The organism is Lujinxingia litoralis (genome assembly GCF_003260125.1).
GTDB lineage: Bacteria > Myxococcota_A > Bradymonadia > Bradymonadales > Bradymonadaceae > Lujinxingia > Lujinxingia litoralis.
This window is the reverse complement of the sequence record NZ_QHKO01000001.1, coordinates 21,726-38,496: the sequence shown is the minus strand read 5'-3', so window position 1 is coordinate 38,496 and position 16,771 is coordinate 21,726. Positions and strand designations below refer to the sequence as shown.

The following is a 16,771-nucleotide window of genomic DNA, read 5'->3' as shown; positions in this document are numbered from 1 at the left end:
AGGTATCAGTCGTAGTAGAACTCAAAGTTGTTGAAGCCCTGCGAGAGCGGCACTCGCCGCAATTGCAGGCCGATGAGGGAGGCTTCGAAGGTCTCGACCTCGCTGGACATCAGTTCGCCGCCGACGCGGCGGGTGCCACTGCGGGCGCCGAGGAAGGAGCGATCGCCAATGGTGGCCGGGATCACGACGCTCATGTTGCGCTCTTTGGCTTCGATGGTCAGGCGCATGATCGTGCCGGTTCGCGCGCGGTCGGCCGACTCCCGGGTGTGGGCCGGGAGCTCGGTGTTGCGGAGGAGGCGGCTGCGAATCGAGCCCGCTCGTCGCGAGCGTTGGAAGGCGTCGAGTCGCAGTGCGTTCATCACGGTGTGCTGATGGGACTCGATGGACTCGAACATCGAGAGCCACTCTTCGAAGTCATCGACGTTGGGATAGTCGGCAAAGGCGCCGGGGTCGATGGCGACGGTGATGGTCTGATGGTGACCGCCGGCGCTGGTTTCCAGGAGGGTGGCGAAGTCGGGGCCCTGCAGGCGATGGGGCGGCACGATGATCGGGAGTTCTCGAAGACCCAGGGGGATGCCTTCGTCGCTCAGCGCCAAAAAGGGGAGTCCGGTGCCAAACGCGAACCCGCTGTGACCGGGGACCGCGTAGCTGGCGTCGATGCGGATGTTGGCCTCGGCCAGGGCGGCCAGGGGCGCGCTCCAGGTGGGGGCCCAGGTGCCGTCGATGGAGCGCGTGGTGCGGATGTAATTGATCGGGAGGAGGTCCCGCATCTGGTTAAGTTGTTCTTCGATGGTGAGTGGGCGCTTCAGCGGTTGGAAGGCCCCGAAGCCATCGGGTGCGTAGGTGGCGGTGTGCGGGTGCGGATAGCGCCAGAGCAGGCCGACTTCACCGCCGCGCTTGTGAATCGACTCGGCGCCCTCTTTGGTCAGGCCGGAGTCGATGGAGGAGAGCAGGGTGCTGTTGGCGCGCTGGCTGTTCTCGTAGTCGAGCATCCAGGCGCCGCCGTCGCCCAGGCGAGCGTCTTCGTGGAGGAAGACGACCGCGCCGAGCGCGTCACCGGGGTAGGCCCAGAAGGCGGGCAGTGGGGCGTATCGGGCGATGACGCCGTGAGCGATGTAGCGCTCCAGCAGGTCGGCGTAGGGAACCTCGGCGCCGGGGAGTTTCTCATCGGCGACGAGATCTGAGGTGCGGGGAGGGCGTTGACCGTGATCTCCGCGCAGGCGGTAGTTCTCGTCGGGGCGGCCCTGTTGCAGCGAGACGAGTTGTTCGCCCAGGTCGAAGTCGACGGTGATGACGTGCCCCTGGCCCACCGGGAGGGCGTAGATCACCGGCGCACCGTCGATCGAGAGCAGGGTTGAGGCGCCCTCCCGCGGTGAGGTGGAGCCGATGAAGTCGGTGGCCATCGGCGTCTGTCGCAGCTGTGAAAGGAAGGGATCACTGAGGCCGTCGGCGTGGGTCAGGCGCTGTGCGCGGCGGACTCCGGCGCGGCCGTTGGCCGAGAATTGCGCGCGGAGCTCACCCCGGGGACGTTCCACAATGACCAGGCTGCCCTCGCGGGCCCGGCGGCGGACGGCCTCCAGCGTGCTCGAGGGGAGGTCAGCGGTGACGCTGGAGGTCAGGATGATTACCCGGGATTCGTCGAGGGTGCTGGCCGCCAGGGTTTGAGGGGTGGCGATGGCGACCGGGCCGAACTCCTGTTCGACAAGATTGATCCAGGCCGCGCTGAAGTCGCGCTCGCTGAAGGAGGGGCCGCTTTGACGGATGACCTCATAGTCCAGTACCACCAGCACATCGGCGCGGGCTTCGCGGGTGACCTCCACCCCGGCGGAGAGTTGCTCGTCGGCGTCGACGGCGATCGGGTTGCGATGCAGCACCAGGACCGCGGCGATCAACGCCACCAGACTCCAGAGGGCAACCCGATAGGGCAAGACGTTGGCTTGTTTTCGGCGTAAGCTTACGACCATAAGGTGGGGCGTGCGGGGCAAAGGTGAGAGGTTGAGGGCATCGGTTGCGTCGTCGGGCCAACCCTGGAGAGGACCGGCGAGATTCCCGCCAGTCATACACCTATTTGTGGTGATGATTAAGTCTGGACATGTGCCTGATCTGTAAAGATGAGGTGATAAGGAGCGAGATGTCAGAGGTTGTGACGGTCAAAGAGAGCCGGGGGGCACTGGTGATCGAGCGGAGCGCCGGGGGGCGGGCGCGGGCCGGAGCCTGGCGCGCCCTGGTGACGATGCCCCTGGCGCTGGGGGCGCTGGGGGTGGTGCTTTTACCCGATTACATCGGGCGCTATCGCGAGGCGGAGCCGGTGCCGGGGCTCTTCTGGGGAGCGCTGGCGGCGGTGGCGCTGCTGGTCGGGGGGCTGGTCGGGCTGGTGGGAGCGCTTCGCCGGGAGCGCTGGGTGGTCGACGGGCCCGGCCGAGAGTTGCGGGTCGAGGTGAGTTTGATGGCGTCGACTCAGGGCGCCGGTGTGCCCCTGGTGGAGGTGAAAGGGGTGGAGCTAGTGCCCGGCGGCGTCCTGCGTCCGGGGCGCCTGGATGTGGTGCTCACCGACGAGCGCCGGGAGACGTTGGCACGGGGGTATTTTCTGACGAAGCGCCTTCGTGATGTGGGCGAAGAGGTCGTAACCTACCTGCGAGAGCATCGCTTTGTCGTGGCGTTGAGGCAGGCGGGCGGTGGGGCTGAGCGGGCCTGAGGAATGGTGGGGCGTCGCGGCGAAGTTGGCTCCGAGGAGGCAGGTGATGGTTGAGCTTTGGAAGCAGGGGAAGACAGGCATGAAGAGTGGTTGGTGGTGGAAGCGCGTCGGGATGTGCGCGGTGACGGCCGGAGCGCTGGCGTTGAGCGGTGGCCTGCCGTCGCTGGCGCAGGCTCAGGACTTCGAGGTGACCAGCGGCGATGAGCGCCAGCAGCGCATTGTCGAGCGCTACATGGAGCTGGTGGAGTCGAACCCGGCCGAGGAGCGCCATCTCCAGAGTTTGCTCTTTCATGTGGGACGGGGGCAGGGGCTAAATCACCTGATTGACCACTACCGCCGTCGTGTGGAGGCGCGGCCGGAGTCGCTAAATCTGCACCTGGTGCTGGGGCACTTGCTGCGCGCCCGGGGGGACTTTGAAGATGCGCTGGCGATGTACGAGCGCGCGGTCGAGCTCGGGCCACAGGCGTCGAATGCCTGGTTGAGCCGGGGGCAGGTGCGTCTGATGATGGGGCAGCGCGATGGCGCCCTCACCGACTTTGAGCGAGCGCTGGAGCTGGAGAAGAACCGTCAGCGCCGTGGTGAGATTCTGCAGAACCTGGCGGAACTCTCATTTGCTCAGCGCGACTTTGAGCGAGGCATTGAGTTCTACAAACGGCGGATCGCGCTGACGCCCGGGGATGAGTACGTGCGTCGCGATTTCGCGTCGCTACTTTTGCAGTACCGGCAGTGGGAAGAGGCGCTGGCGCAGTACGACGCGCTCTTGCGGATGGTGGGCGGAAACACCGCTCGGCGCGCGGAGTTTCTGTCGGAGCGCGCGGAGATCTTTGCCTCGATGGGGCAGAATGATCGCGCGTTGGAGAGTCTTCAGCAGGCCATCGGGTTGTTGCGCTCGGATAACTGGCGAGTTGGGGAGATGCGCGCGCGAATGGTGGACATCTACCGCCAATCGGGCGAGTTGGGCACCTTTCTGGAGCGCTACGCTCGGAGGTGGTCAAAAGGGGGGTACGACCAGCAGATGCTGGTTGCCGATGTGTACGCCGAGACCGGGCAGCTGGATGAGGCGCTCGCGCTCTATCGACGGGCTGCCGGCCGGAATCGTCGCGCGGAGGAGCCGCGGCAGAAGATCATCCGGATCTATGAGCGGATGGGACGCGAGCAGGACTTACCGGCTGCGTATCGCGACCTGATGCGAGCTGCTCCGCAGCGCCACGGGTACGGGCTGGAGTTGGCGCGCCACCATATGCGTATGGGACAGCGTGACAAAGCGCTGTCGGTGCTCCGGGAGCTGGAGCGGCGCTTTGGGGAAGATAGTTACGTGCTCCTGGAGATCGCCGATCACTACGGGCGTTGGGACATGTCGGATCGGGCGGAGGCGACGTTTGAGAGGGTGAATCGGCTGGATCCCGATGATGATGTGGTCATTCTCGCGTTGGCCGAGCACTACTTTGGTCGTGGGGAGCGTCAGCGGGCGGTCGACACCTGGCGGCGACTGCCGGACTCTCGGCTGGGGCGTGTTCCGGGGTTGGCTCGCATGGGGGAGGTCATGGTGGATCGCGGGCTGACCGATATGGGCGTGAGCGCGTATCGCCAGGCGCTATCGGAGGCGCCAGAGGATATGAACGTGCGCCGTGGGTTGGCCAACGCGCTGGAGCGTGCGCGGCGCTGGGACGAGGCTGCCGAGGCGTGGAACTCGGTCTACGAACGTGCTGATCGCGAGCAGCTGCGTCAGGAGGCCCGGGGACGAATCGTTGAGTTGTACCGCCGTCAGCAGAAGCTGCGCGAGCAGATGAACACCTGGACGCGAGCGTTGGAGGACCAGGGGGATGTGCGAGCGGGATTCTTCCTGGCGGAGGCCCACCTGCGGCTACGCGAGTTTGACCGGGGGGCCGAGGTGTTGGAGCAGCTCGTAGGCAGCTCCGGGGTGAACGACGACGAGAAGGTCAGTGCGCTGACGTTATTGGAGCGCGCCTACGTGCAGGCGGAACGTTATGACGACGCCATCGTGGTCCTGGAGCAGCTGGTAGAGCTTCGTCCGCAGCTGGCCGGAGAGCTTCTGGCGAGGATGTCGGAGTATGCGCTGAGGGCCTCCGGGGAGGCGCAGGCCGTTGATTTTGCGGTGCGCTCGTTGGAGGTCAATCCCGACGACGCGCGCGCTCAGGCGCGGGTGGCGGGTATCTATGAGCAGGCCGGCGAGTGGGAGGAGGCGGTGCGTCACTATCGCGCCGCGGCAGAGATCGATCCGCAGGCGTTTGACCTGCGCCTGGCGTTGGGGCGAGCGCTTCTGGCGCAGGGAAGGGAGAGCGAAGGGGAGGAGGTGTTGTGGGAAGTGGTGCGGGACGCCACTGAGGACCAGATGATTCTTGAGGCCGGAGAGCTGCTGCTGAATCGGGCCCAGCGAAGCGGGCGGTTGGCGGTGCTTGAGGCGCGCTGGTCCCCGTTGGCGTTTCGTCTTCCGGTGCGTGACGCCCACGGTCGGCTCTTGTTACAGCTCTACAGCCGAATGGTGGGTCCGCTCCTGGTGGAAGCGCACCACGGTGATGTGGAGCAACGTCAGCTGGCGAGCGCGGGGCTCCGAGATCTCGGTGGGCGCTCTGCCTCGTTGCTACTAGATGTGGTGCAGAGCGCTGACGTCAGTCAGCGGGCCAGAGCCCTGCGCTTGATCGCGGAGCTCGAGGTTGATCTTGCGGTGCCGATGATCGCGCGGATGATCGCAGACCGCAAAGAGGCGACCCGGGTCGGTGCGATTGTTGCCGCTGCTCGATTGGCAGATGCGCGCCTGGTGGGGCCGCTTCTTGATGCAGCTTCATCAGCGGAGCCGAAGGTGCGACAGGCTGCGGTCTGGGCCCTGGGCTTTATGCCGGCGCAGCGTGACCTCCTTCGAACGCTGGAAGCCATGGCCCGAGAAGAGTCCGGTGGTGGGGGGCTGGCGCTGGGGTCGCTGGCTCGCCACGGCGGAAAAGAGGCGCAGCGCGTGATTGGTGAGCGTATCGAGGCGCTCGCTCAGGGAGAGCCTTCCTACGATGCGGCCCAGGTGTTCAGCGCGTTGGTCGAGAGCGGTCGTGGCGAGGGCGAGGAGAGTGCTGCGCTGGTAAACTTGATGAAGGATGCCTCCAGTCCGCATGCCGTCTGGGCGGCCCGGGCGTTGGGAAGGAGGCGTTCGGCGTCGGGGGTGAGCGCGCTGTGGGAGCACTACGTGGCGACCTTGCCCGTACCATCGTATGCCGCCGAAGAGGGGCTTCGGGCGGCGATGCGCGCAGGGGATCGCGAGCGCGATCGTGCAACGCTGTGGCAGGATGAGTCGAGGGCCTTTGATTGGCGACGGGGAGAACTAAACGTCGGTGCGCTCCTCGCTGCACGTAAGATGCAGTTGGAAGGGGGCGCTTCGCTGCTCGGCGTTCTTGATAATGGCATCGTGGCGGAGGCGCTGGGGCGCACGTTGGGCCGTGATGCTGCGCGGTGGCAAAAAGTCGCGATGCATATGCTTGAGGAAGAGCTCGACGCCGATGTCGATGGTGCCGGCGCTGCGATCGGAGGACGGGAGCTTGCAACGCAGATGGTCGCGAAGATGCCGCCAGGAGTCGAAGGGGCAGCGGCGTCTCTCTGGAGGGCGTTGGCTGGTGACCTCAATGCCCAGGACGTGTTCGGGTTAGCGCAGGAGGAGCAGCTGGATGAGGTACAAACCTTGTTGGCGCTACGCGTGGCCCCGTGGCCTTCGGAGTTCGACCGGCAAGGGGTATCCCATTGGTTGCGAGCTCGCCTGGAGAGTGAGCACGCCGAGCTGAGGTTGTTGACGCTACGCGTGCTGGCCGGCCTTCCCGGCGAGGTTGTGCAGGCTGACGTCTTGAAGCCGGCGGTGCTCTCACAGCTCGATTCCGCACAATCAGCTCATGTGATTGCGGCGGCCGGAGCGCTGGCGGCGTTAAATGCGGTCGACGCGCTCCCGCGTCTCCGTGAGTTGGAAGCGGAAGCCCCCCCGGCGGTGCGCCGTGCGCTTCAAGAGGCGCGTCAGAGCCTGGGGGCTGCGAGTCCGAAGAGTGTCGAAGAGGAGACCCCGAACACGCGTGGCTCTTGATCGAATGCCACGCAGCTCTTAGGCTTCCCGACGCTGTCTCGATGATGTGGATACGCCGTGAGCAACTCTTGCCTGCGGCGCTAGAGGAGGTTTCGAGCATGTCCAGCGCTCGCTTATGCGCCAATTGCAAAGCCGTTGTCCCGGAAGAACATTTTTACTGTGGACGCTGTGGCGCAAGCTACAACGAAGATGGCCGGCAGGAGGCCAATGAAACGCTCTTTTTCGGGGCGATGCAGGCCCCGGGGCGAGCTAAGATTATCCTGATCAGCGGTCAGGGGCTTGAGGGGCTGAGCTACCATCTGAACTCCACCTCCCATGTAGCTGGTCGAGGAAAGGGCGTGATTCTCTTTCCCGACGATCCTTACCTGTCGGAGAAGCACGCCAGCTTCTTCTACCGGGCCAATCAGCTTTATCTCCGCGATGAGAAAAGCCTCAACGGAACGTTTTTGCGCATTCGCGAGGCGCATGAGCTGAAGGATGGTGACGAGTTCCTGATCGGGCAGCAACGTTTTCGCCTGGAGCTGCTCGATCTGAAGAGCGAGTACCCGATGCGCGAAGACACCCTGATGTATGTCAGCCCTCCGCGCCCCTTTAAGTTCCGTCTGGTGCATGTGCTCAAGGGTGGGCGGCCTGGAGCCGCCTACTGCAATGGGGAAAATACGGTGACTCTGGGGAGAGAGGGCGCCGATGTGATCTTCCCCGATGATCGCCATGTGTCGAAGCATCATGCCCGTGTGAGTTGGCGTGATGGGAAGGTCTGGCTCGAAGACCTGGATTCGAAAAATGGTAGTTATGTTCGAATCGCCCAGGAGGTCGCGCTGAGTCACGGTGATTATGTGTTCCTGGGGAGTGAGCTGATGCGTGTGGAGATCAACGTCTGACACCTCAGGCCTTGCCCTCATGATCGCGGATGCCGGAAGCCCTCCTGAGATGTCGGGAGGGCTTTGTTGTGAGAAGGGCAAGGGCATGGCGTTGAGAAGGGGGCATACAAAACGACGCGTCGGACTCCCGCCAGAGTCAGACGCGTCGTTTTGTATGCGATGAGGCTAAGCGAAGTTTAGCCCCGATAGGCAGGCTTACATCGAGTAGTCGTGCTCGTGGCTACGCAGCACTTTGGCCGCATGCAAGCCCTTGGGTCCACGCCGCAGTTCAAACTCCACGACCTCGCCCTGCTTCAAGGTCTTAAACCCTTCGCCCTCAATCTGACTGTAGTGGACGAAGATGTCGTCTTCTCCTCCCTGAGTGATGAATCCGAAACCTTTGGCGTTGTTGAACCATTTTACAGAACCCGTTGCCATACTAATCCTCCCTCAAACAACAAAGATGTACGTTATGACGCTTCGCCCCCCGTCCTGGTGGTGCGACTTGAGCGGCCCGAACCGCCCGCGATGGGTAATGTCCACCCGTCCTTAGATGTTCACGCCCACAGCATCACGATACGAGGAGTATAATGATAACGGGATATCTTGCGTCAAGTGTTTTGCATTTTATTTATTGGGGTTAAAATTACAGGTATGATGCAATTTAAAGATGATTTCAGTGGGGGTGTATAGGGTTTATAATTGCAGTGAAGGTGGATTGGGTGGAAAAGTTTAGTGTGGATAAACTTTTGGGGCGCATCCACAAGATAACATCGGGCACCAGGGCCGAGAGGGCGCGAGCTTAGATCGAAAAAAGCCCCGCCGGGTCAGGCGGGGCTTTTCGAAAGCGCGAGATGTCTGTGGCGAGGCTTCAGCGAGAGCGCAGTCGGTTGAAGTTGTTGCGCGCGCGGACGGCATAGGGGCCCTCGGGGGCCAGCTCCAGGTAGCGCTCAAACGCGGCGGCAGCTTCCGCATGTTGCCCCAGGCGCTGCTGGATGTAGCCCTGGTTGAAGTAGGCCGGCGCGTAGTTCGGGTCCAGGGCTTCGACCTGTTGGTAGATGCGCAGCGCCTCCTCGGGGTTTTCCTCCGAATAGGTCAGTAGCCCCAGGCTGTGCAGGGGACGCGGATCGTCGGGGGCGATTTCGGCGGCTTTCTCCAGCGCCTGTCGTGCCTTAGGATAGGCATGCAGGTAGATGTAGGCGGCGCCGATGTTGAGCAGGGTATCCACATTGAGCTCGCCGCCAGCGGCGGCCAACGAAGCGCGGTAGGCGGTGATCGAGGCATCATAGACGCCTCGCTCCTGGTAGATGTTGCCCAGGTTGAAGTAGACCTCAGGTTTGTCCTGGCCTCCGGCAATCAGGGCGTTACTGATGGAGGCGATGGCATCGTCGTAGCGCAGCAGAAAGGTCAGCGCGATGGCGCGATTCATATGAACCTCCCAGCGCTGCTGATCCAGGGCCAGGGCTTCGTCGTAGGCGGCGATGGCCTGCTCCCACTGCCGTTGGTCAAGGGCCTGGTTCCCACGGACGATCAGCTCCTGGATCGTGATCGTGGGCGCCCGGACCTCGTTTTCGACCGGAGCTTTATCGGTGCGAGCAGCGCTGGAAGAGGAGCAAGCCAACGCGCTCAGTGAGAGCGCGCCTAGAAGGGCGATGACGTGCAGAGAAGGAAGAGGCATTGGATGAGACTCCACAGAAAACAAAATGGTCAGATCGTGCACGCCAACGCGGCAGACCCGCGGCGGCAAGAACCTCGTAGGGGCCGACGGTATCGCGTAGGCCAGGGGTGGGCAAGTTGGGCCGCGGTGTTGGTGCTGGGATTATCGGTAGCGGGGTGTGCAGGGGCCGGAGCCTCGCAGTCTGACGGGAGTGACGCCCGGGCCACTAAGGGGACATCGGCGGCCGAGGTACTCTTCGAGGTGCTTTTTGAGAGCATCGAGGAGCACAGCCCCGGAGTCGATGTCAGCTCCGCGGAGCAGCTGTTGGTCGTGAGCCGCTATGAGACGCTTTCCGAGCAGCGTCGGCGCCGGCTGGTGGGGCGAGTGGTGCCGGTGGGGCGAGGCGTCGGGGTGAAGGTGCTGGCGGAGTACCAGCGTCGTGAGCCCGCCGAGAGTCCGGGGGAGGAGCGTTGGTCCTCGGAGTTGCGAGAGGAGCACGCCGAGGAGGCTCAGCGCTGGGAACTCCAGGTGGCGCGTGACGCCGAACGTCGTTTTCACCGCCGACGCTAGGGCCTTTGCGTCGGCGCCGTCGCCGCCAGAATAACGCAGCTCCGATGAGCGCCGGCCATGCTCCCGGCCCCGAGGGCGCAAGTTGGCAGCCAGATGTCGCCTGGGAGCCCGAGCCGTCGGTGGGCGGTCCGGGCTCCTGCGGCTCCCAGGGATCGAAGCTCCCCAGGGACTCGACTTCCATCGTGGTATGGTCAGCGCCAGCGCTTATCTCAAACTCGGCCGGAGAGCCCATCAGTCTGGGTTCTCCCAGGCGATCGACGGCGATCATTTGAGCGCACCAGAAGCCGATAAAGAGCGCGGTGGTGTTGGAGGCGCCTTCCACCAGCAGTTCTTGTCCGGGTTGCAGGGTGAACTCCATCAAACGGAGGGTTCGCACCTCCTGCTGCCATTGCGCGGCGCTCAGCGTGTCGGAAGTCGGGCAGCTGCCGGGGCGGTTGCGCAGCTCAAAGCTACGTACCCAGGTTGGCACGTCGGCGTCATTTCGGACCGTCAGGCTCGCTACCAGCGGTGCACCGGGCATCGCCTGTTCGGGGGTGATTATGAGCTCGTCGACAAGGGTGAGGGTGCTCAGATCGCTGGTGGCCCCCCCCGCGGTGGGCGACCTGTAGTCCAGCGTGCGGGTGCCCCCGTGCCCTCGGGCCAGGTCCAGGGCCCGGGCCGCGCCGTCGAGTGGGGTACTGCTCCCCAGGGGTTCGCGGGCGCCGAGGGTATCGTAGATGAGTAGCCGGTGGTTGGGGTGCGGCGATGTCCAGAGGCCGGGTTGATAAGAGGAAGCGACGACGTAACGTTCGGAGAGCCAGCTGAGAGCGAGGTACTCGCCACCCACCGGGGCATCGGAGAGCGCGGATTGCCAGCTCAGCTCGCCGTTGAGGTTTACCCGGAGCAGTGCTTGTGCGCTGGCGATGATCAGCTCGTTGTCGGGCAGCGCCATGAACGCGCGGATCGGATCGAGCTGGGGGAGCACCGCGGCCTCCGGATAGTCCGGATGCGGAGCCGAGAGCAACACGTGGGTGGGCTGACGGCGATCGTCGCGCTCAAAGATCAAGACGCCCGAAAGTTCGACCGCCGGCCATCGCAGAGCCACGGCGAAACGGTTGTCGGGGAGCACCGCGGTGGCTTCGACTCGGGCCGAAGCCTGGGCAATCCCCAGAGGGAGGGACCACGTGTAACGTCCTTCGACGGTGTCGTAGAGATGGATTCGCCCCACGGTGTTGTCGCCCATCAAGAGTTCAGCCGGGCGGTTGGGGGCCAGGTAGGATGCTACGGCGAGTCCCGGGGAGGAGGTCCAGTCGCCCGGGCTGGCCAGCGCTTCGACCTCGTGGCCCTCGGCGTCAAATCGTAGCGCGCCTCGTCCCGAACCATCTCCCAGGAGGAGGTGGCCATCAGGAAGTTTGAGCAGCGCGTTATAGCTGGCGAGTTGCCCGCTCTCCAGCTGCAGCGGGACGTCGGCGCGCCGGGTGATCTGGGCGCCTTCGGGGCTCACCCTTATCTGGTAGCTCCACAGCACGCGGGTACCACCGGTGGGCAAGACCCAGAGGTCTTCGCTCAGCGTCTGCGCATCACTGACACCGAGGCTGCTCCCCCAGGTCAGGGCTGCGGCCAGCGCGGCCAGGAGCACGCGCGCAGCAAGCGCGGTGCGCATGCCTGCAAAGTGGGGCCAAGATCGGATCACGGCGACTTCCTGCAAATTTTCAACATCGAGGTGTGAGCACTTCGCTCGTATCCTTATAATATGTGCCGTTACAGCGCCAATTCCACACCGAATAAGGACCCGACCATGGCCGAAAACGACGCAGGCTCCGCGTCCAGACGCTTCGAACTCTCACGGGAGGGCAAGGAGGTCATCGCCTTCCACTTGCAGAGCTTTCTGCGCCCCTGGATGCAGTTCTTTGGCGTGGAGCGTGTCCTGGTCTGCCCGGGGTTTGAGCATTCGTTGATGCGCCTGGGCGCCTACTCGGTGAGTGTGGATGCCTGCACCTTTGACGAGGGGCTGAGATGGGATTTTCACGAGCTCTTACAGAACTGGCGCTATGGCAGTCCTCGCCTGGTGTGGGAGGCCCCCGGTGGGGGCGCGTCGGTGCAGTATCAGATGGTGGAGGTGCCCGATCGCGGACCGAGCGCCGAGGGTAGGATTCTGGGGTTTGCGCTCGTTCGCGCCGACATGACGCTGCCTGCGGACGCGCTTCGAGATCTCAAACATATGACGGCCGAGGCCCTGCGGGTCTATCGGCGTAATGCGGTGCGGCTCTTCTTTGATGAGCGCAGCGATCTTGCGGTCAAAGCCCAGCTCTACGAGCTGATGAGCAGCTTCGCGGAGTGGCTGGGCTGTGACCATTCGGCCTCCATCCTGTTGAGCAGCTCGCCGGTTGTGGTGACAAAAGAGGGCGAGGGGCCGGAGCGCTTTGATGTGTTGGCGGAGCGTATCTTTTTTGAGGCCGAGGGGAGTGGTGGGGATGGCGCGCGTCGGCTGGTAGGGATGGCCATTGAGGCGGGCGGTGAGCCTACGCTCGTCAGCGAGACGATGCGGCGCTATGGGGAGGATCCCGCGGCCCCGTATCATGCGTTTGTGCGTCCGGGGGATGATACCGACGAGGAGTCGGGCCAGACGCGCTCCGGGTGGCGGGCCAGTGATGCGCCGGACCGAGAGCTGGCCGAGTGGCATGCCATTGAGGAGCGTCCGGTGTCGCGAGCGTGCTGGATGGTGCCGATGCTCAGCAACACCCGCGGGGAGGACGAGCTATTGGGATATGTGGCCTTCCACTTTTTGCAGGCGCAGGAGCCCACTCCGCATGCCGTGGAGCTGATCAGCGAGATCGCCAGTCAACTGGCCCGGGTGTTGCGCCACTCCTCGATGTATGTGCTCGGCGCGAGCAAACTCCAGATTGTCCAAGAGATACGCCGGATTGCCGAGTTCCAGCTGCGAGGCAATGAGACTGGCGAAGCGGTGATCAATGCCTACATCGCCGGCGTTACGGCGCTTGTGGCCGAGCGCGTGGAAGTGCCCTCCCTGGCCATTGGGTATGTGGTGGATCGGGGAGGAGAGCGGTGGCTGCGCTATGCACACCCCTGCGGGTGGACGCGTTTTGATCAGTTGGAGATCCCGATCGATGTGGCGCCTCAGGCCCGAGCAGACTCCGGAATCTCTGCGCTGGCCGTACGTCTGGCGCGGCCGGTCACCCTGTCCGGGGGACATGGAAGCGGCGAGGGGCTGCGCTTTAAGAATGAGCTTCGGATTCATGAGGAAAGTGGACGCATTGCCGATGCGCGCAGTCCGGCCTGGGCCGGCTTGAGGCAGGAGCAGGGGTGGCGGCGACTCAGCGAGTACTACAAGCCAGCACGCAAGAGCGCGTACGCGACGCTGGCCTTTCCCGTCGTGTATGCGGGGCGAGCGTTGGGCGTGCTGACCGTCGAGGTGGAGCGCACTACCGACTGGGTGTGGTGGTCGGGGCTGGGGGGACAGCTTTTTTGGGAGCTGGTTGCCGGGGAGCTGGCGTTTGGGTTTGCGACCCTGGGAGGGCCTCAGTGGGTGGCGCTCAACCCCGGTTAAGCTCCTCAACCCGGCGCAGCAGCACCGGAAGGACCTCGCCGGTTTTGCCGCGGATGACGATGTCGCTGATGTCGGAGAGGGCGCTCAGGTGTGGGTTAACCTCAATCAGGGTCGCACCGAAGCGTTTGGCGGTCTCGGGTAGGGCGGCCGCCGGGTAGACCAGGCCGCTGGTACCAAGAATGAGGCAGATGTCGGCCTCTTGCGCGAGCTTCATGCTTTTGCCCAGCGTGTCTTCCGGGAGCGCCTCTCCGAACCAGACGACCCCGGGGCGAAGGGGGCCCTGGCATCTCGGGCAGCGGGGCTGCTCACGAAGGTCGAGGTGCAGATCTTCGACTTGATAGTCGCACTCGTGGCAACGCACCGAGAGCAGGGAGCCATGCAGGTGATAGATGGCCGGGCGGAATCCGGCCTGATCACTGGCGGCTTCCAGCAGGTGATCGACGTTCTGAGTAGCGATGGTGTAGTCGCCGGTCTGAGCAAGTCCGATCAGCGCGTGATGGCCCGGATTGGGCTCGATGGTGTGGAGCTGCTCGCGCCGCTCTTGATACCAGTGGAGCATGTGCCCGCGCTCGCGCTCGCTCTCAAAGGTATCGACGTGGGTCAGGTGCGCGATCTCCGCGTCGCTGTAAATCCCCCCGGGGCCACGAAACGTGGGCACGCCGGATTCAGCTGAGAGGCCGCTGCCCACACACACCAGTACGGTGGGCGAGCCTATGAGCCTGTGAGCGGCGCGATCGATGGCCGGCAAGTTCATGCGTTGGCTCCTCAGACGCGGGTCGAGCGCCGGTGGAAGGAGATCGGCTGCCCGGGCGGCGAGGGCGCGCGCCAGGGTGCGAACGAGGTGATTAGGCAACGGGCGGCTCGTGCTGCAGAGGGAGTTCAGTTCCAGCGAAAGGGGATCGGGGCCGCGCCGGCCGGCTCAAAGGGAGCGCGCGCCGGGGTGAAGCCGCTGTAGAATGGATTGGACGTGGTGTTTTCAATCAGCACGCGCGTCTGTCGGCCATCGGCCTCCAACTCCACACTAAATTGCGGAGCGATATCCGGATGCCCCAGGCGCAGGCGCGCGCGGGTTTGGCCCAGTTCCATGCCGATGATTCGCAGGTGCCCGACGTCGGAGTGAGGGACCGCTTCGGGAGTGACGCCGGCAAAGTCTTTGCGGCCGAGGTATGTGCTTTCGACCTCGGTGCGGACCTGCGAAAAAGGAATGTCATAGACATGCTCAAAGTCCACGCGGCCCTCGCGAGCAACCTCGCGGGAGGAGAGCAGGTCCCAGGGGAAACTCAGCGGGGAGCGGCTAAACCCGGAGGTGACGAGGAGCTGGTGTTCCGGGACCATCTGCGGAGCGTAGGAGGTGTCGCTTTCCGGAGGGGATTGCGCAAAGGTGGGAACGCCGGCAAGCGTAAGGCAAAGCGCGATGGGAGCGAACAAGGAGAGTTTCACGGAGATCTCACGCGGTTGGTCGGGGTGAGCGGGTCAGAGGGCCGGGCTCGGCGCGCAGCGCTGAGCCGGGGCGCTGATTGTAGCGTTGCGGTCTCACCTGTCCAGCGTACCCGCGATGAGCACCGCGGATCCCTGCTGAGCCGGAAAACGTGGCTACGCGTGGTGTTTTCTGGACCGCTTACCCCGTAGAGCGAGAGGAGAAACTTGACCCTGGTTTTGCTCCTTTGCTAGCGTCCTTCTTGATGTTTCGTCTTGTGAAACAGCTCGCCGGCCTTGCTGGACTGGCAGCAGAGCGTCTGAGCGATCTCGATGGCGAGGTCGGGCGCGTGATCCCCTCTGGAGGTTTGAAATGAAGGTTAACGACACGCTGAAACTGTTGATGGTTCTCCTGGTCAGCGCCGGTATGGCGACGTCCACGCTCACTGCCTGTGGTGGCGACAGCGACAGCAACACCGACGTGGAAACGGATGCCGGTGATAACGATACCGGTGGTGAAGATTCCGGTGACGTTGAAGAAGATGGCGGCGACGGGCCGGGAGACGGCGTGGACATCGCTCCTCCGCCCCCCCGCTGTGGCGAAGAAGGAGCCTCGGAGCGTTGTGATGCCGATCCGGAGACCTTTGAGTTCGGGACGGCGTCCAAGATCAGCGAGCTGAAGATTGCAGACGACACCTGCTGCTACGACTTCGACGATAATAATAATATAGATAATGCCCTGGGGGGATTGGCGAATCTTATCCCGAACGGCGGTGTGGACGTGGCCAACGATGCCATCGCCGAGGGCATCGCCGATGGGTCCATCAGCCTGGTGTTGGAGCACGATGGGCTCACGGCGCTGGAAGCGGGGCAGAACTTCAACATCAACTTCATGCTCGGTGCGCAGAGCACGGAAAACGGTGAGCTGATTGACCCGGCCAGCTTCGACCAGGGTACGGCGCCGCAGGCGGTGTTGCCCAACGCTACCATCATTGATGACGGTGGCATCCCGGTTGTGGAAGCCGGTCCGGGTACGGTTGTCATCGTACTCGAGTTTTTCGGTTTGGAACTCGCGCTCTCGGTGCGTAACGCCACCATCGAAGCGGATGTCGTTGCTGAGGAGAGCTCGCTGGAAGAAGGCGTGACTCTGGAGAACGGTCGTCTGGGCGGTTTGATCATCTTCGAAGAGCTGATCGACGAGGTGAACAAGGTCGGCGCCAACTGTGGCTGCCTGGGCAATCCGGAGACGCTGGTCGATCTGGTCGCTCTGGACAACGGCGAGCCGGCCTGTCCGGAGTTCAGCGAGGCGCAGCTTGACTCCTGTGTGGATGATGAGGCGATCTGCGGTGATATTGCCGGGTTCTGCGGCACGATTCCGCTCGTGAGCAGCTTGGCGGACATCGACATCGACGGCGACGGCGATGCTGACGCGTTTAGCGCCGGCCTGACCTTCTCGGCGGTTCCGGCGGTGATCGCCGGCGTGGAAGCCGAAGCGGCTGCGGAATAAGGCCACGCTACCTCTTTTGCTACTCCGAACTCGGAGCAGCAAAGAGGGGAGGTCGTCTTGATAAAAACGCCCGGGTCGAATTCGGCCCGGGCGTTTTTTATGCGTCAGACCCAATGTTCAAACACGGTGGTGAGCTGACCTGATTTTCCCGGCGCAAGAAACTAAAGAAGCCGCCCTCGAAAACGAGGGCGGCTTCTTTATATTGCATCTGATGCGGAAGAGAGGACTCGAACCTCCACGGTGTTGCCACCACTGGCACCTGAAGCCAGCGCGTCTACCAATTCCGCCACTTCCGCGTGGCTGTGACCGTCTTTGAAGAGACGGTCAACGTGAGAAGTCTTGTAGACCCGGGGCGCGGGTCTGTCAACAGGCGTTATGCGTCACGAGAGAACTTTTTTAAGTACAGATCTGCCGAGCGCGACGGGTCAGCTTGAGAGAGCATACATG

General features: G+C 63.7%; 11 protein-coding genes and 1 tRNA gene. 5 read left to right on the top strand and 7 right to left on the bottom strand.

Annotation, left to right across the window (positions count from 1 at the left end):
• Nucleotides 1-5: 5 nt before the first annotated feature.
• On the bottom strand, nt 6-1,964 hold the full coding sequence (locus DL240_RS00160) for a polysaccharide deacetylase family protein (protein WP_146618008.1): 1,959 nt from the start codon (nt 1,962-1,964) through the stop codon (nt 6-8).
• A 167-nt stretch (nt 1,965-2,131) separates the two neighbouring features.
• Here DL240_RS00160 and DL240_RS00155 point away from each other — a divergent pair, with 167 nt between their 5' ends.
• The 3 genes from DL240_RS00155 to DL240_RS00145 all read left to right on the top strand — a co-directional run bounded on the left by DL240_RS00155 (nt 2,132) and on the right by DL240_RS00145 (nt 7,648).
• Nucleotides 2,132-2,695, top strand: coding sequence for a hypothetical protein (locus tag DL240_RS00155; RefSeq protein WP_111727829.1), 564 nt, complete (start codon nt 2,132-2,134; stop codon nt 2,693-2,695).
• A gap of 46 nt (nt 2,696-2,741) precedes the next feature.
• Nucleotides 2,742-6,767: a tetratricopeptide repeat protein gene (locus DL240_RS00150; protein WP_111727828.1), complete on the top strand. Its 4,026-nt coding sequence runs from the start codon at nt 2,742-2,744 to the stop codon at nt 6,765-6,767.
• 98 nt (nt 6,768-6,865) lie between these two features.
• Nucleotides 6,866-7,648, top strand: coding sequence for a double zinc ribbon and FHA domain-containing protein (locus DL240_RS00145; protein WP_158542247.1), 783 nt, complete (start codon nt 6,866-6,868; stop codon nt 7,646-7,648).
• A gap of 195 nt (nt 7,649-7,843) precedes the next feature.
• Here DL240_RS00145 and DL240_RS00140 read toward each other — a convergent pair whose 3' ends face one another.
• The 3 genes from DL240_RS00140 to DL240_RS19525 form a co-directional block, all read right to left on the bottom strand.
• Nucleotides 7,844-8,065, bottom strand: a complete 222-nt coding sequence (locus DL240_RS00140) for a cold-shock protein (RefSeq protein ID WP_111727826.1) — start codon at nt 8,063-8,065, stop codon at nt 7,844-7,846.
• Nucleotides 8,066-8,498: 433 nt separating this feature from the next.
• Complete coding sequence (locus tag DL240_RS00135; RefSeq protein WP_111727825.1) at nt 8,499-9,305, bottom strand: tetratricopeptide repeat protein; 807 nt, start codon at nt 9,303-9,305, stop codon at nt 8,499-8,501.
• A gap of 283 nt (nt 9,306-9,588) precedes the next feature.
• Nucleotides 9,589-11,526, bottom strand: coding sequence for a hypothetical protein (locus DL240_RS19525; protein WP_146618007.1), 1,938 nt, complete (start codon nt 11,524-11,526; stop codon nt 9,589-9,591).
• Between the two features lie 105 nt (nt 11,527-11,631).
• Between DL240_RS19525 and DL240_RS00110 the strand changes: the two genes are divergently transcribed.
• On the top strand, nt 11,632-13,401 hold the full coding sequence (locus tag DL240_RS00110) for a GAF domain-containing protein (RefSeq protein ID WP_111727820.1): 1,770 nt from the start codon (nt 11,632-11,634) through the stop codon (nt 13,399-13,401).
• Here DL240_RS00110 and DL240_RS00105 read toward each other — a convergent pair.
• Entirely contained in the window at nt 13,388-14,254 is an 867-nt protein-coding gene (locus tag DL240_RS00105; protein WP_146618005.1) for an SIR2 family NAD-dependent protein deacylase, read from the bottom strand. The two genes, DL240_RS00110 and DL240_RS00105, sit on opposite strands and share 14 nt — an antisense overlap.
• Nucleotides 14,255-14,280: 26 nt before the next feature.
• Nucleotides 14,281-14,841 carry a hypothetical protein gene (locus DL240_RS00100; protein ID WP_111727818.1) on the bottom strand — a complete coding sequence of 187 codons (561 nt, stop codon included), beginning with the start codon at nt 14,839-14,841 and terminating at the stop codon, nt 14,281-14,283.
• A gap of 349 nt (nt 14,842-15,190) precedes the next feature.
• Here DL240_RS00100 and DL240_RS00095 point away from each other — a divergent pair, with 349 nt between their 5' ends.
• Entirely contained in the window at nt 15,191-16,324 is a 1,134-nt protein-coding gene (locus DL240_RS00095) for a hypothetical protein (protein ID WP_111727817.1), read from the top strand.
• A gap of 212 nt (nt 16,325-16,536) precedes the next feature.
• Here DL240_RS00095 and DL240_RS00090 read toward each other — a convergent pair.
• A tRNA-Leu gene (locus DL240_RS00090) sits at nt 16,537-16,620 on the bottom strand.
• Between the last annotated feature and the right edge of the window lie 151 nt (nt 16,621-16,771).

Bases quoted from the DNA above. Each gene is read 5' to 3' on its own strand.
- DL240_RS00160 (WP_146618008.1), bottom strand. From the start codon at position 1,964: ATGGTCGTAAGCTTACGCCGAAAACAAGCCAACGTCTTGCCCTATCGG.
- DL240_RS00155 (WP_111727829.1), top strand. From the start codon at position 2,132: ATGTCAGAGGTTGTGACGGTCAAAGAGAGCCGGGGGGCACTGGTGATC.
- DL240_RS00150 (WP_111727828.1), top strand. From the start codon at position 2,742: ATGGTTGAGCTTTGGAAGCAGGGGAAGACAGGCATGAAGAGTGGTTGG.
- DL240_RS00145 (WP_158542247.1), top strand. From the start codon at position 6,866: ATGTCCAGCGCTCGCTTATGCGCCAATTGCAAAGCCGTTGTCCCGGAA.
- DL240_RS00140 (WP_111727826.1), bottom strand. From the start codon at position 8,065: ATGGCAACGGGTTCTGTAAAATGGTTCAACAACGCCAAAGGTTTCGGA.
- DL240_RS00135 (WP_111727825.1), bottom strand. From the start codon at position 9,305: ATGCCTCTTCCTTCTCTGCACGTCATCGCCCTTCTAGGCGCGCTCTCA.
- DL240_RS00110 (WP_111727820.1), top strand. From the start codon at position 11,632: ATGGCCGAAAACGACGCAGGCTCCGCGTCCAGACGCTTCGAACTCTCA.
- DL240_RS00095 (WP_111727817.1), top strand. From the start codon at position 15,191: ATGAAGGTTAACGACACGCTGAAACTGTTGATGGTTCTCCTGGTCAGC.